Source organism: Streptomyces sp. LUP30, from assembly GCF_001746365.1.
Lineage (GTDB): Bacteria > Actinomycetota > Actinomycetes > Streptomycetales > Streptomycetaceae > Streptomyces.
The window spans coordinates 20,310-34,071 of the sequence record NZ_MJAJ01000024.1; the positions used below are offsets into that span (position 1 = coordinate 20,310).

General features: G+C 71.9%; 14 protein-coding genes. 5 read left to right on the top strand and 9 right to left on the bottom strand.

Annotation, left to right across the window (positions count from 1 at the left end; all coding sequences use genetic code 11):
* The first annotated feature begins 174 nt into the window (after positions 1-174).
* Together BG482_RS20765 and BG482_RS20770 are read left to right on the top strand one after the other, a co-directional pair.
* Complete coding sequence (locus BG482_RS20765) at positions 175-645, top strand: hypothetical protein (RefSeq protein WP_069770564.1); 471 nt, start codon at positions 175-177, stop codon at positions 643-645.
* Between the two features lie 176 nt (positions 646-821).
* Complete coding sequence (locus tag BG482_RS20770; RefSeq protein WP_069770565.1) at positions 822-1,553, top strand: nucleotidyltransferase family protein; 732 nt, start codon at positions 822-824, stop codon at positions 1,551-1,553.
* Positions 1,554-1,823: 270 nt separating this feature from the next.
* Here BG482_RS20770 and BG482_RS20775 read toward each other — a convergent pair whose 3' ends face one another.
* The 6 genes from BG482_RS20775 to BG482_RS20800 form a co-directional block, all read right to left on the bottom strand.
* Positions 1,824-3,506 (bottom strand): DoxX family membrane protein, encoded by a 1,683-nt coding sequence (locus BG482_RS20775; RefSeq protein ID WP_079141965.1) that lies wholly within the window; start codon positions 3,504-3,506, stop codon positions 1,824-1,826.
* Positions 3,507-3,657: 151 nt separating this feature from the next.
* The gene (rlmB, locus tag BG482_RS20780) at positions 3,658-4,599 is read right to left on the bottom strand and encodes a 23S rRNA (guanosine(2251)-2'-O)-methyltransferase RlmB (RefSeq protein ID WP_069770567.1); all 942 of its coding nucleotides are present in this window, start codon (positions 4,597-4,599) and stop codon (positions 3,658-3,660) included.
* A gap of 99 nt (positions 4,600-4,698) precedes the next feature.
* On the bottom strand, positions 4,699-6,099 hold the full coding sequence (cysS, locus tag BG482_RS20785) for a cysteine--tRNA ligase (protein WP_069770568.1): 1,401 nt from the start codon (positions 6,097-6,099) through the stop codon (positions 4,699-4,701).
* 132 nt (positions 6,100-6,231) lie between these two features.
* Positions 6,232-6,738: a 2-C-methyl-D-erythritol 2,4-cyclodiphosphate synthase gene (gene ispF / locus BG482_RS20790; RefSeq protein WP_069770569.1), complete on the bottom strand. Its 507-nt coding sequence runs from the start codon at positions 6,736-6,738 to the stop codon at positions 6,232-6,234.
* Positions 6,728-7,480, bottom strand: coding sequence for a 2-C-methyl-D-erythritol 4-phosphate cytidylyltransferase (gene ispD / locus BG482_RS20795; RefSeq protein WP_069770570.1), 753 nt, complete (start codon positions 7,478-7,480; stop codon positions 6,728-6,730). The genes ispF and ispD overlap by 11 nt, the downstream gene beginning before the upstream one ends.
* Positions 7,481-7,751: 271 nt before the next feature.
* On the bottom strand, positions 7,752-8,234 hold the full coding sequence (locus BG482_RS20800; RefSeq protein WP_003953493.1) for a CarD family transcriptional regulator: 483 nt from the start codon (positions 8,232-8,234) through the stop codon (positions 7,752-7,754).
* Between the two features lie 663 nt (positions 8,235-8,897).
* Between BG482_RS20800 and BG482_RS20805 the strand changes: the two genes are divergently transcribed.
* Positions 8,898-9,569, top strand: a complete 672-nt coding sequence (locus BG482_RS20805; protein ID WP_069770571.1) for a DUF461 domain-containing protein — start codon at positions 8,898-8,900, stop codon at positions 9,567-9,569.
* A 73-nt stretch (positions 9,570-9,642) separates the two neighbouring features.
* On the opposite strand, the gene BG482_RS20810 is transcribed toward BG482_RS20805, so the two are convergent.
* Both BG482_RS20810 and BG482_RS20815 read right to left on the bottom strand, forming a co-directional pair.
* On the bottom strand, positions 9,643-10,323 hold the full coding sequence (locus tag BG482_RS20810; RefSeq protein WP_015659563.1) for a response regulator transcription factor: 681 nt from the start codon (positions 10,321-10,323) through the stop codon (positions 9,643-9,645).
* Entirely contained in the window at positions 10,320-11,639 is a 1,320-nt protein-coding gene (locus tag BG482_RS20815; RefSeq protein ID WP_069770572.1) for a cell wall metabolism sensor histidine kinase WalK, read from the bottom strand. The genes BG482_RS20810 and BG482_RS20815 overlap by 4 nt, the downstream gene beginning before the upstream one ends.
* A gap of 278 nt (positions 11,640-11,917) precedes the next feature.
* Between BG482_RS20815 and phoU the strand changes: the two genes are divergently transcribed.
* Both phoU and BG482_RS44055 read left to right on the top strand, forming a co-directional pair.
* Positions 11,918-12,649, top strand: a complete 732-nt coding sequence (phoU, locus tag BG482_RS20820; RefSeq protein WP_069770573.1) for a phosphate signaling complex protein PhoU — start codon at positions 11,918-11,920, stop codon at positions 12,647-12,649.
* A gap of 232 nt (positions 12,650-12,881) precedes the next feature.
* A complete protein-coding gene (locus BG482_RS44055) occupies positions 12,882-13,040 on the top strand; it encodes a hypothetical protein (RefSeq protein WP_167467506.1) in 159 nt (52 codons plus the stop codon).
* Between the two features lie 81 nt (positions 13,041-13,121).
* Here BG482_RS44055 and BG482_RS45315 read toward each other — a convergent pair whose 3' ends face one another.
* A complete protein-coding gene (locus BG482_RS45315; RefSeq protein ID WP_069770644.1) occupies positions 13,122-13,562 on the bottom strand; it encodes a DUF4232 domain-containing protein in 441 nt (146 codons plus the stop codon).
* Between the last annotated feature and the right edge of the window lie 200 nt (positions 13,563-13,762).

The following is a 13,762-nucleotide window of genomic DNA, read 5'->3' on the forward strand; positions in this document are numbered from 1 at the left end:
GAAAGGGGCCCCGCAGCCTGCTGCGGGGCCCCTTTCCGCGTCCGCAGAATCCCCGGCACAGCGGACATTTCGACGGGCACTCGTCAACCCTTTACCCAATGGGAGGCACGACATCATCCCCCGTCCGGGTGACTAAATGTCGCCAAATCATTACTGCACGCTACCCTCTCACGCGTGAAGCACTCCGCGAACCACTCCACCACCCAGCGCACGCGCAGCGGCCGGGGCGGCCCAGCCCGCCGGATCGGCCGCTCGCTCGCCCTCGTCCTGCCCGTCGTCATGGTGCTCTCCGGGACCCTCGCGGTCACCCGGGTCAACTGGTCGGGGAACCCCTCGGATTCGGTGCTCACCGCCTCCGACGTCTCCGCCGCGCACCAGTCCTCGCACGAGGCCGCCAAGGCCCCGCAGGACGTCCTGCGCGACCAGTTGCTGGCCGAGCTCCAGGAGAAGGATCCAGGCGTCGCCCTGACCCATCTCCAGGCCGCCGTGAACGGCAAGCCCTCGCTGGCCAGGCACTGCTCTTCCATCGCCCGCGCCCTCGGTCGCGCCGCGGTCCGCATGTACGGTCCGTCGCGTGCCCAGTCGTACTCCCGCCCGGTGTGCGACACGGCCTTCGCCTCGGGCGTCCTGGCGGCGCGGGGCTGAGGCGCAGGGCTGAAGCTCGGGCAGAGGGCCGGGCAACGGGCCGGAGCGCCGGCTCAGGCAGGAACCCCAGGCAGAGGGCCCGGTCGCCGGGCCCTGGCATCCGTACCGGGACGTGCGGTTCCTCCTCCACCGGGGGAGCCGTACGTCCCGCATCATGCGGCACGTACAGTGCGGGCATGACCGATCCGCACGCCGCGTCCCGACCCACGCAAGCCGTCATCCTGGCCGGTGGCCAGGGGTCGAGGCTGCGCCCGTACACCGACGACCGGCCCAAGCCGATGGTCGAGATCCCCGGTACCGGGACGCCGATCATCGGTCATCAGCTGCGCTGGCTCGCCGAGGAGGGTGTGACCGACGTCGTCGTCTCCTGCGGCCATCTCGCCGAGGTGCTGCAGGACTGGCTGAAGTCGGCGGATCTGCCCGTGGCGGTCACCACCGTCGTGGAGACCGAGCCGCTGGGCCGCGGCGGCGGTCTGAAGTACGCGGCCGCGCGCCTCCCGCACCCCGACCGGTCCTGGTACGCGACCAACGGCGACATCTGGACCCGTTTCTCGCTGCGCGAGATGGCCGACTTCCACACCGAGCGCGACGCCATAGCGACCCTGGCGCTGGCGCGTCCGCGTATTCCGTGGGGCGCGGTGCAGACGGACGGGTTCGGTCACATCACCGACTTCATCGAGGCGCCGCCCACGACGTACGAGATCAACGCGGGCGTATACGTCTTCTCGCCGGAGTTCGCGGGGCTGCTGCCCGAACGAGGCGATCACGAGCGGACGACGTTTCCGCATCTGGCCCGTGAGCGGCGGCTGGCCGGCTTCCCGCTCCCGCAGGGGGCGTACTGGCGGGCCATCGACACGGCGAAGGATCTGACCGAGGCGGCGAAGGAGCTGGCCGCGGTTCGTCGCTGAGCGTCGCTCTGCGGGGCCTCAGAGGGGACGGGTCCGTGCTCGACTGCCGGTCCGGTCCTGGTCTGGTCCGGTCCCGTCTGGTCTGGTCTGGTCTGGTGGGAACCGGTCGCCGCCGCGCGGCGTAGCCGCACATCGGCACGTCCCCCTGCCCTGCGTCCCGGTCTCGTGTCCCTGTTCCGGTGTCCCGTGTGAAAAGACCAGGGTGCCGTGCGCTGTGAAGCGCACGGCACCCTGGTCTTTTCGGACGTCCGCTCTGCCCGGGCAGGCGGTCTACCCGAGCAGGCCGCCGACCAGGCCCGGCTGGCCCGAGGACGACGAGCCGCCGTCCGAGCCGCTGCCGCCGCCGCTGGTGGAACCGCCTGAGGAGGCCGAACCGCCGGAGGAGGGGCCCGAGCTGGTGGCGGGGGCGTGCTCCTGCGGGGTGGACCGCTCGTGCGGGGCCTGTCCCGCGGTGCCCTGGGTCTGGCTGGGCGCACCCGCGCCGGAGTCGCCGGTGGTGCCGGAGTCGTGGGTCTTGGAGGGCTCGCTGTCCGTGCCGGCCGTCGGGGAGGCCGAGGCCGCGCCGTGGGTGGGCGAGGTGGACGCGGAGGGCTTCCGGGAGGCCTTGTGCGAGCCGGACTGCTCGGGGAGCGGGGAGCCGGGCAGTTCGTTGCGCGGGGGCTCCCCCGGACCGGGCACGACCACGCGGTCGGCGTCGCGGACGGCGCCGCCGAGCAGGGAGCCGACGAGCAGGGTGAGTCCGACGGCGATCGCGGTGACCAGGGCGCCGCGGCGCAGCACGTAGCGGCGCAGTTCCCACAGGTCGGTGCGCGGGCCGAGTCGCCGCCAGGCGCCGGCGGCGAGGCGGCCGTCGACGGAGTAGACGGGGGCGCCGGCGATGATCAGCGGTGACCAGGCGGCGAGGTAGATGATGTCGGGGGTGTCGTAGACCGGGACGGTCTTCCAGCTGACGGTGACGATGAGCGCGGCCGAGAGTCCGGCGCCGAGCACAGCGGCGACGCGCTGCCAGCAGCCCAGGACGGTGAGGACGCCGACGACGACCTGGAGGAAGGCGATGACGAGGCCGGAGCCGACGGGGTGGTGGAGGGCGAACTGGCGCAGCGGCTCGGCGACTTCCCAGGGGTGCAGGGTGTCGAGCCACTTGACCATGGAGCCGCGCTTGCCGCCGTCGAAGTAGACGGGGTCGCACAGCTTGCCCATGCCGCCGTAGATGGAGATGAAGCCGAGGAAGACGCGCAGCGGGAGCAGGACCACGCCGAGGTTCATCCGGCGGCCGGGGTAGTAGGCGTGCCGGGCGGGGTCGTCGCTCTGTCGGCGGCTGCGCCGGGTCGGTTCGACGTCCGGGTCGCCACCGTGACGGGTCTCGCCGAAGTCCTCGAACTGGGCGTCGTCGTAGGCGGGTTCGTCGTAGGCGCTGCCGACGGTGCGCATGTTCGGCAGGAGGCGGTGTTCGCCGGCGACGGGCGTGCGCTGGGCGCCGACGAGCGGGGTCTCCATGGTCTGGGCGGCGAGTTGGCCGTCGTAGCCCCTGTCGTCGGCGCCGACGCGGGGGATGACCTGGGTGGCGCCGGCGTCGGCCGACGGCGGTTCGCCGTGGCCGACGCTGCCTGCCCGCACGGCCTGCAGCAGTCGGTGGGCGCCGGTGTCGTCGGGGGCGGACTTGCCGCTCCAGACGACGGCCCGCCGACGGCCTCCGGAAGAGGCGCCCGCTCTGCCCACCGCCCCGACGGCGGCCATGCGCGCGGTGTCATCGATGGCGCTCACGTGCCGGGCGATCCGCGGGGATTGGTTACGCCGCGCCGACGCGTTGAGCTGCACGCGGAAGCTCGCGTGGCTGACGATGATCTGCGCCGGGTCGCTCGGCACCTTCACCATGCTCAGCGCGGGAGCGTCGTCGAATCCCGACGAGCGGTCCCCCGTGGGTGTGCGGGGTGTTCTGGTGTCCACACTCATCTAACCGAGTGACGTGCGCTTAGGACACTGCTTTGACCCGGCGGATCTGTCCGGACTCCGTCAAGGTTGCACTACGCGCCGGGGTTGACCTGTTCGGGTGAGCTTGCGGACATCTGTTCGCCAGGGTCCGCAAGCCGCGCCCGGCCCGCGGTCAGCTCCTGCGCCGGGCCGCCTCGTAGAGGACGATGCCCGCCGCCACACCGGCGTTGAGGGATTCGGCGCCGCCCGGCATCGGGATCCGCACCCGGAAGTCGCAGGTCTCGCCGACGAGCCGGGAGAGCCCCTTGCCCTCGCTGCCGACGACGATGACGACCGGGCCGTCGAGGGCCGGCAGCTGGCCGACCTCGTGCTCCCCGTCGGCGGCCAGGCCGACGACCGCGATGCCGGCCTTCTTGTAGGCCTCCAGGGCGCGGGTGAGGTTGGTGGCGCGGGCGACCGGGGTGCGGGCGGCCGTGCCGGCGGACGTCTTCCAGGCGCCGGCCGTCATGCCGGCGGCGCGGCGCTCGGGGACGACGACGCCGTGGCCGCCGAAGGCGGAGACGGAGCGGACGACGGCGCCGAGGTTGCGCGGGTCGGTGACGCCGTCGAGGGCGACGATCAGCGGGTCCTCGCCGCCGTCGTAGGCGGCGGCGGCCAGGTCCTCGGGGTGGGCGTACTCGTACGGCGGGACCTGCAGGACCAGGCCCTGGTGGTTGAGGCCGTTGGTCATACGGTCCAGCTCGGGGCGGGGGGCCTCCATCAGGTGGATGCCGCCGCGCTCGCCGGCGAGCTGGAGCGCCTCGCGCACCCGCTCGTCGTTGTCGATGAACTGCTGGACGTACAGCATCGTCGCGGGGACGCCCTCGCGCAGCGCCTCGACGACGGGGTTACGGCCGACGACCATCTCGGACGTGCCCTTGCCGCCGCGGCCGCGGGGCGTGGGCCGGCGTGCGGCCTGCTTCGCCTTGGCGTTCGCGATGCGGTTCGCCTTGTGCTTCTTGCGCATCTCGGCGGGCGGGGTCGGACCCCTGCCCTCCAGGCCCTTGCGTCGCTGGCCGCCACTGCCGACCTGCGCGCCCTTCTTGCCGGACATGCGGCGGTTGTTGGCTGCCATGAGTCACTCGTCTCCGTGAGCTTCGTACAAACGTCTTATGCAGTGTGCCGCCCGGGGGGCCGGGCGGCACAGTCGATCAAGGACGGGCCCGTGGCCGTCCTAACGCGGACCCAGGGTCCAGCGCGGGCCCTGCGGGCCGTCCTCGATGGTCAGGCCGGTCTGCGTGAGCTGGTCGCGGATGGCGTCCGCGGTCGCCCAGTCCTTGCGTGCGCGGGCCGACTCGCGCTGGTCGAGAACGAGGCGTACGAGGCTGTCGACCACGCCGTGCAGGTCCTCGCCCCGGCTCTCCTCGTCGGTCCAGTGGGCGTCGAGCGGGTCCAGGCCGAGGACGCCGAGCATGGCGCGCACCTCGGCGAGGCGGGCCACGGCGGCTTCCTTGTCGTCGGCGGCGAGGGCCGAGTTCCCCTGCCGTACCGTCGTGTGCACGATGGCCAGCGCCTGGGGAACGCCCAGGTCGTCGTCCATCGCCTCGGCGAACGCCGGCGGCACCTCGGCCGCGGGTTCGACGACTCCCCCGGCCTTCTCGACGACGCGCTGCACGAACCCCTCGATCCGGGCGAACGCCGACTCGGCCTCGCGCAGCGACTCCTCGCTGTACTCGATCATCGAGCGGTAGTGCGGGGTGCCGAGGTAGTAGCGCAGCACGATCGGGCGCCACTGCTTGACCATCTCGGAGACGAGGACGCTGTTGCCCAGCGACTTCGACATCTTCTCGCCGCTCATGGTGACCCAGGCGTTGTGCACCCAGTACCGGGCGAACTCGTCGCCGTAGGCCTTGGCCTGGGCGATCTCGTTCTCGTGGTGCGGGAAGATCAGGTCGAGGCCGCCGCCGTGGATGTCGAAGGCGGAGCCCAGGTATTTGTGCGCCATGGCGGAGCACTCGAGGTGCCAGCCGGGGCGGCCGCGGCCCCAGGGGGTCTCCCAGTCCGGCTCGCCCGGCTTGCCGGCCTTCCACATCGCGAAGTCGCGCGGGTCGCGCTTGCCGGTGATGCCTTCCTCGGCGGGCTGGCGCAGGTCGTCGAGGTCCTGGTTGGACAGCTCCAGGTAGCCGGGGAAGGAGCGCACGTCGAAGTAGACGCTGCCGTCGGCCTCGTAGGCGTGGCCGCGCTCGATGAGGCCGCGCATCATCTCGATCATCTCGGGGACGTGCCCGGTGGCGCGCGGTTCGTAGGTCGGCGGGAGGCAGCCGAGGGCCTGGTAGCCGTCGTTGAAGGCCCGCTCGTTCTCGTAGCCGATGGCCCACCAGGGGCGGCCCTGGTCGTGCGACTTCGCGATGATCTTGTCGTCGATGTCGGTGACGTTGCGGATGAACGTGACGTCGTACCCGCGGTGGACGAGCCAGCGGCGCATGATGTCGAAGTTCAGGTAGGAGCGCACGTGCCCGATGTGCGGGGCGGCCTGCACGGTGGCGCCACAGAGGTAGATCGAGACGCAGCCCGGCGTGAGCGGGATGAAGTCACGGATCTGCCGGGCGCTGGTGTCGTACAGGCGAATGGTCACCCCACCAGGGTAGTGGGCGCGGGGCAGTGCCCCGGGCCCCTTCCGCCCAAGGGCCACATATTCGTGACATGCCGGGGCGCGGGCCGGTGCGGTGCCCTGCGGCGGGGGTTCGGCCGGTGTGCGCGGCGGGGCTCAGCCGGTGCGCGCGACCAGGGCCGTGGCGATCGCCATCAGGCCTTCGCCGCGCCCCGGGAAGCCCAGTCCGTCCGTGGTCGCGCCGGAGACTGTCACCGGGGCTCCCGCCGCCTCCGAGAGGATCTTCTGGGCCTCGTCCCGCCGCTTGCCGATCTTGGGCCGGGGGCCGACGACCTGGACGGCGACGTTGCCGATGACGAAGCCGGCCGCGCGCACGATCCGGGCCGCCTCGGTCAGCAGGGTGACGCCCGAGGCGCCGGACCACTCGGGGCGGCCGGTGCCGAAATGCTGTCCGAGGTCGCCGAGGCCGGCGGCGGAGAAGAGCGCGTTGCAGGCGGCGTGCGCGACGACGTCCGCATCGGAGTGCCCGGCCAGTCCGGGGCCCTCCCCTTCCCACTTGAGGCCCGCGCACCACAGCTCGCGGCCCTCCTCGAAGGCGTGGATGTCGGTGCCGATGCCGACCTGGGGCAGCGGGGCCCCGGCGAGCGGCGTCTCAGAAGCCATCGTTGAGCCTCCTGCGGGCGAGGACCGCCTCCGCGAGGACCAGGTCCAGCGGGCGGGTGACCTTGAAGGCCTCCTCGTGGCCGGGGACGACGACGACCGTCAGGCCGAGCAGCTCGACCATGCCGGCGTCGTCGGTGACGTCCGTCTCGACCGTCTCGTGTGCGCGGACCAGGGTGGCGCGGTCGAAGCCCTGCGGGGTCTGCACGGCACGCAGGCGGGCGCGCTCCGGGGTGGCGACGACCGGCTCGGCGTCGCCGGGGGAGGCGGCCGGCTCGACCTCCTTCACGGTGTCCGCGAGCGGCAGCGCGGGCACGACGGCCGGGGCGCCCTCGCGGACGGCCTCGATGACGGCGTCCACCGTGTCGACGGGGACGAGGGGGCGGGCGGCGTCGTGGACCAGCACGATGTCGTATTCGGGGGGCAGCGCGTCCAGGCCCAGCTTCACCGATTCCTGGCGGGAGTCGCCGCCGGGGACGACGAGGAAGTCGGTGCGGTCGGGCAGGGCGTGCGCGTCGAGCAGCGACTTGACCTCGCCGGCGCCGTCGGGCGGGGCCACGACGACGACCAGGGAGACGGCGCGGGAGGCGGCCAGGGCGCGTACCGCGTGGATCAGCATGGGCGTGCCGCTCAGCGCGCGCAGTGCTTTGGGGGCGCCCGGACCGAGGCGGACGCCCCGGCCGGCGGCCGGAATCACCGCGGCCGTGCGGGCGGACGCGGGGGAGGGACGCGAATCGTCAGACATCGGTTCCTGTCAGGTTTGTGTGCTGGCCTGCCGTGGGTATGGCCTGGGAAGTGCCGGGCGCGACGCCTTGACCGACCCTTCCGTGACGCACCGGTCGAGGCAGCAGCCCGGGCCCGGCACACCAAGTATCGGGGGGTCACCCCCGTGGGGCGGGACAGCCCGGAGATGTCCGGGCATGAACATGCCGCAGCGCCCGGCGACGGGAGTACGTCATCGGGCACCGCGGCAGTTCAGTGTTCTTCGGTGTGCCGAGGCCGGTGCAGAACCGGCGTCAGGACGCGAGAACCTCGTCGAGCAGGGCTTCGGCCTTGTCCTCGTTGGTGTTCTCCGCGAGAGCGAGCTCGCTCACCAGGATCTGGCGGGCCTTGGCGAGCATGCGCTTCTCACCGGCGGAGAGTCCGCGCTCGCGCTCACGACGCCACAGGTCACGCACGACTTCCGCGACCTTGATGACATCGCCGGAGGCGAGCTTCTCCAGATTTGCCTTGTAACGACGCGACCAGTTCGTGGGCTCCTCGGCGTACGGCGCGCGCAGCACCTCGAAGACCCGGTCCAGCCCGTCCTGACCGACCACATCACGCACGCCGACGAACTCCGCATTGTCCGCTGGCACACGTACCGTCAGGTCGCCCTGGGCGACCTTCAGCACCAAGTAGGTCTTGTCCACGCCTTTGATCTGGCGAGTTTCGATAGCCTCGATCAGCGCGGCCCCGTGATGGGGATAGACCACGGTGTCGCCAACCTTGAACGTCATGTGACAGGTACCCCTTCCGTGGCTATCCAGGGTAACACGGAAACTCCGGGTTCTGAATGGCGTTTTCGCAGGTCAGGGCATATCTCGGGGCTTGACAACACCAACACGGACGTGCTGCGAAGGGTCCTCGGGGGCAGGTATTCGCAGGTCGGAGCGGCTCTTCGAGGGGGGAGAAACGCGTACGCTACACGCATCCACAGCTCCGCCCGAACGGCCGAACGTCCACATATGTCCGCTTCCACACGTGCGACTTCCGTTACTCCGTTCGGTGCGCCTGGCGGGATGCGAGCCGTTTCTGGAATTGATCATCAGCCGTTCGGCCGGAGGCGTGATCAATTCTGGAACGCGCGCGCATTCCTTCACGGAAAATCCGCGAGCGGACGTGCACCGCGGTTATCGGAATGACGCGCGAGCAGGTGGACCACGGGTGAAGTCAATGTGACTCATGGGGCGCGAGCGACTGTCGGGACGGGTGTGACGAGCGTGGCGGGGAGGTCCGTCGGCAGGGCGGCCGGGAGCGCCGTCGGGCCCGAGATCACTCCAGAGGCGGGTCGGGTGCGGTGGCACGGGAAGGGCTCGGTAACCTGAGGCTGCTGACAGACCCTTAGGACGGCTTTGTTCAAAGGAAAGCCGCCCGCGCGTACAAAAGGAGTTGCCGCCGCCGTGAGCAGCAGCCTTCGACGCGGCGCCCTCGCCGCCTCCGCCATCGCGTTCTCGATCGCCTCGCTCGCCGCCTGCGGCGCCGGCAACGACTCCCAGACGCTGGAGGTCAAGCCGGACAACGCCGCCGCCCACGTCGGCAAGATCAAGCTGCAGAACGTCGTCGTCATCACCCAGCCCGACCTGCAGTCCACCGGCCCCGCGGTGATCTCGGCGACGGTCTTCAACGCCAGCGACGACCCCCAGACCCTGGAGTCCGTCACCGTCGACGGCACGGGCAAGTCCGCCCAGCTCAAGCCCGCCAAGGGCAAGGGCAAGCTCACCGTCCCGGCCCACGGCTCGGTCGTCATCGGCGGACCGAACAACGCATCCGCCGTCCTGCCGAACAGCCGTGAGGCCGTTCAGGACGGCGACGCGCAGAAGGTGACCTTCACCTTCAGCGAGACCGGCGCGGTCAGCCTGCGCGCCTACGTCGTCCCCGCCGAGGGCTACTTCTCCTCGTGGGGCCCGAGCTCCCTCCCGAGCGTCTCGGCCAAGCCCTCGTCGTCGCCGTCCGGCAGCGCGTCGCCCTCCGGGAACGCCTCACCGTCCGGCGCGGCCTCCGGGTCGGGCGCACCGTCCGGCAAGGCCTCCCCGAACGCGTCGGGGTCGGCGTCGGCGTCGGCCGGCCACTGAGCCGCCGGTACCAGGACATGGCTGAAGGGCGGCGCCCCGCGCGGGGCGCCGCCCTTCAGCCATGTGCGCCGGCCTACGGCTCGAACTTGTAGCCCAGGCCACGGACCGTGACCAGGTAACGCGGTGCACCCGGGTCCGGCTCGATCTTGGCGCGCAGCCGCTTGACGTGGACGTCGAGGGTCTTGGTGTCGCCGACGTAGTCGGCGCCCCACACCCGGTCGATGAGCTGCATCCGGGTCAGGACGCGGCCGGCGTTGCGCAGCAGCATCTCCAGCAGGTCGAACTCCTTCAGAGGGAGGTCGACCTTGGAACCGGAGACCGTCACCACGTGGCGGTCGACGTCCATACGGACCGGACCCGCCTCCAGGGCCGCCGGCGTCACCTCCTCCGGCTCGCCACGGCGGCGCAGCACGGCCCGGATGCGGGCGACCAGCTCGCGCGAGGAGAAGGGCTTGGTCACGTAGTCGTCGGCCCCTATCTCCAGGCCGACGACCTTGTCGATCTCGCTGTCCTTGGCGGTCACCATGATCACGGGGACGTTGGAGCGGCCGCGCAGCTGACGGCACACCTCCGTGCCGGGCAGCCCCGGCAGCATCAGGTCGAGGAGCACGAGGTCGGCGCCGTTGCGCTCGAACTCGTCGAGTCCGTCGGGGCCCGTGGTCGCGACCGCGACCTCGAAGCCCTCTTTGCGGAGCATGTACGACAGGGCGTCGGAGAAGGACTCCTCGTCCTCGACGACGAGCACTCGGGTCACGGATGGACCTCCGGGGCGGAAAGCGTCTGGTACGCGGTCGAATTCGGGGATGAGGCGCGGGGCGGCGCCTGGGGTGAGGGGCGGGAGGAGGAGGGGGCGACCTCGTCGAGGTCGTCGACGTCGTCGACCTCGTCCGGGTCCGGACTCTGTTGCGCGCGGTCGCGGGCCGCGCCCGCCTCCGGCAGCCGCAGGGTGAACGTGGAGCCCTGGTTCTCGGCGCTCCACACCGTGACCTCCCCGCCGTGCGAGGCGGCCACGTGCTTGACGATCGCCAGCCCGAGGCCCGTGCCGCCGGTGGCACGGGACCGGGCGGGGTCGACCCGGTAGAAGCGCTCGAAGATGCGCTCCTTGTCCTTGTCGGAGATGCCGATGCCCTGATCGGTCACGGCGATCTCGATGAGGTCCCCGCCCGGGGCGTTCACCCTACGAGCGGCTATGCCCACGCGCGTGCGGGCGGGCGAGTAGTTGACGGCGTTCTCGACCAGGTTGCCCAGGGCCGCGGCCAGCTGGCCCCGGTTCCCCCAGACGCGCAGGTCGGCCGGGCCTCCCGCGGCCATGGTGATCTGCTTGGCGCCGGCCTGGTGCCGGCAGCGGTCGACGGCCTCCGCGACCAGTTCGTCGACGCCGACGGGTTCGGCGTCCTCCAGCGGATCGTCGTTCTGGACCCTCGACAGGTCGATGAGCTCCTGCACCAGGCTGGTCAGCCGGGTGGCCTCGATCTGCATCCGGCCGGCGAACCGTTCCACCGCCTCGGGGTCGTCCGAGGCGTCCATGACGGCCTCGGAGAGGAGGGAGAGCGCACCCACCGGCGTCTTCAGCTCATGGCTGACGTTCGCCACGAAGTCCCGCCGGACCGCCTCGATCCGGCGGGCCTCGGTGAGGTCCTCGACGAGCAGCAGCACGAGCCGCGAGCCCAGCGGGGCCACTCTGGCCGACACGGCGAGGGCCTCGCCGCGCCCCGTCCCGCGCCGGGGAAGGTCCAGCTCCACCTGGCGTATCTCCCCGTCGCGTCGGGTGTCCCGCGCCATCTTCAGCATGGGCTCCACGCTGAGCTTGCCCCCGCGGACCAGCCCGAGGGCGTACGCGGCGGAGCTGGCCTTGACGACGGCGTCGGCCTCGTCGAGGACGACGGCGGAGGAGCGGAGCACCGACAGGACGGTGTCCACGCCCGGCGGAAGCACCGGGTCCGTGTGGAGGGAGGTGCGCGTGGGGCGCTTCTGCTCCCGCTCGCTCCAGCGGAACGCCAGCATGGCGATGACACCGGTGAGCACCCCGGCGATCGCTGCCGCTGCGGCGACCGCCGCGTTCACGTCCATGCCCCCAGGTTAGGCACGGGTTCGGTCCTGGCCACAGCCATCGAGGTGCGAGCTCGAACACTCGTCGCCCAGAGTTCACCTTGGAGCCAGGGGTGGTTCATTTGAGGTGACGGAAATCGACGCGTACGGGGCGGAGCGTGGCACCGTGGGGTTCGCAGCTCCGGTCACAGGGCCGGTCGGCGCCGGTCGGAGGACCGGTTCCGACCTGGTGTCCCGGCCGGTTCTGGCCCCCGGAACCGAACCCGAACCCCAAGCACGACGTACGAGAGGGAACCCTGATGCGGGACGCGTACCACGAGGAACTGGACTCGATCGGCGACAGCCTGGTGGAGATGGCCCGGCTGGTCGGGTCGGCGATCGGACGCGCCACGACGGCCATTCTCGACGCCGACCTGAAGCTCGCCGAGAGCGTCATCGAGGCCGACAAGAGGGTCGACGAGCTGCAGCACGACCTGGAGGCGCGGGCGATAGCGCTGCTGGCGCGGCAGCAGCCGGTGGCGACGGACCTGCGGATCGTCGTCACGTCGCTGCGGATGTCGGCCGACCTGGAGCGCTCCGGCGACCTCGCCCAGCACGTGGCGAAGCTGGCGCGGCTGCGCTTCCCCAACCGTGCGGTGCCGCACGACCTGCACGCCACGATCCTGGAGATGGGCCAGCTCGCGCAGCGCCTGATGGCGAAGGCGGCCGAGGTCATCATCACCAAGGACGTCGACCTGGCGCTCCAGCTGGAGCAGGACGACGACGAGATGGACCTGCTGCACCGCACGCTCTTCCAGCACCTGCTGGACGACAAGTGGAAGCACGGCATCGAGACCGCGGTCGACGTGACCCTGCTCGGCCGCTACTACGAGCGGTTCGCCGACCACGCGGTGGCCGTCGCCAAGCGCGTGGTGTTCCTGGTCACCGGTGAGCACGCGGACGAGCTCCAGCAGGACCTGCCGCCGGAGATCCAGCCGGCCGCGGGGACGGCCCCGGGAGCGGCAGCGGGCGCCGAGGACGAGGGTCTCTGAGACGAGAGCTTCCCGGGCAGGCGAGAGCTGGGCGGGGGCGTTCGGGGCACGAGCGCCGGGCGGGCCGGGTGATGCGCGGGGGATCCGGTCCGCCCGCGCGCGGTCGTCCGCCAGGGGCGTGCCGGGCCCGTCCCGGGCGTGCGCAAGACACTGTGCGCCGTTGATGCGCCCAGGGGAACGGGCATGCAATGGGCACAGGTCCTTACAGGTCCTACGCCTCCGGGAGGAACCCATGGCCGAGTCCCCCAGCACTCCCACGCCCGACCCGACACAGCAGCGCCCGACCGAGCAGCCCGCCGAGATCAGGAACCTGATGCTGATCGGCGCGTGCGGCTGCGGTTCCGGGTGCGGCTGCGGCTGCCAGTCGGGCAACCCCTGCCAGTGCGGCTGAGGTCGCACCTGACGGACGTACGCGGATGCGGGGCCCCGGTGTCGACACGACGCCGGGGCCCCTCGTCGCGTCCGGGACGGCTCAGGGCCTGGCCGCGGACACGGCCGTGACGGTCACCTTGTTGTCGCACTCGGCGAACTGCCCGTCGTCCAGGGCTACCTGATGCGCTCCGGAGCCCGGCAGGCCGACCACGATCGTGGGGTACACGGAGGGGGTCGCGCCGGACACGCAGTACCCGTCGGCCTCTCCCTGCACCTGCACGAAGGTCAGTTTCACGTACGCCCTGCCGCCCGCGGCCAGCGTGACCGGCACGGCCGGTCCGACGGGCGTGACGGCGAGCGGGGAGTTGTGCTCCGGGGAGCCGTTGCCGGCCCCGGCGACGGACGGGTGCCCCTTGAGGACGCAGGCCCGGGCGGAGACGTTGGTGAACGTGACGATCGCGGCGCCGGTCCCGGTGCCGGTCGGCCGCACGGCTGCCTGCCGGGCGGTGACCTTCAGACTCTTCGCCGCACAGGTCGCCACGGCGCCGCCCGTCGAACCGCCGGCGGGAGACGCCGACGCGGTGGCCGGGGCGGGGGCGGAGGCCGAGGGGGCGCCGGAGGCCGGGGCCGAGGCGGTCGCGGGGGCCGAGGACGCGGAACCGCCGGAGGCGGAACCCGCCGAGGAGGAACCACCGGCGGAGGCGGAACTACCGGCGGAGGAACCGCCGGCGGGGCTCGTGA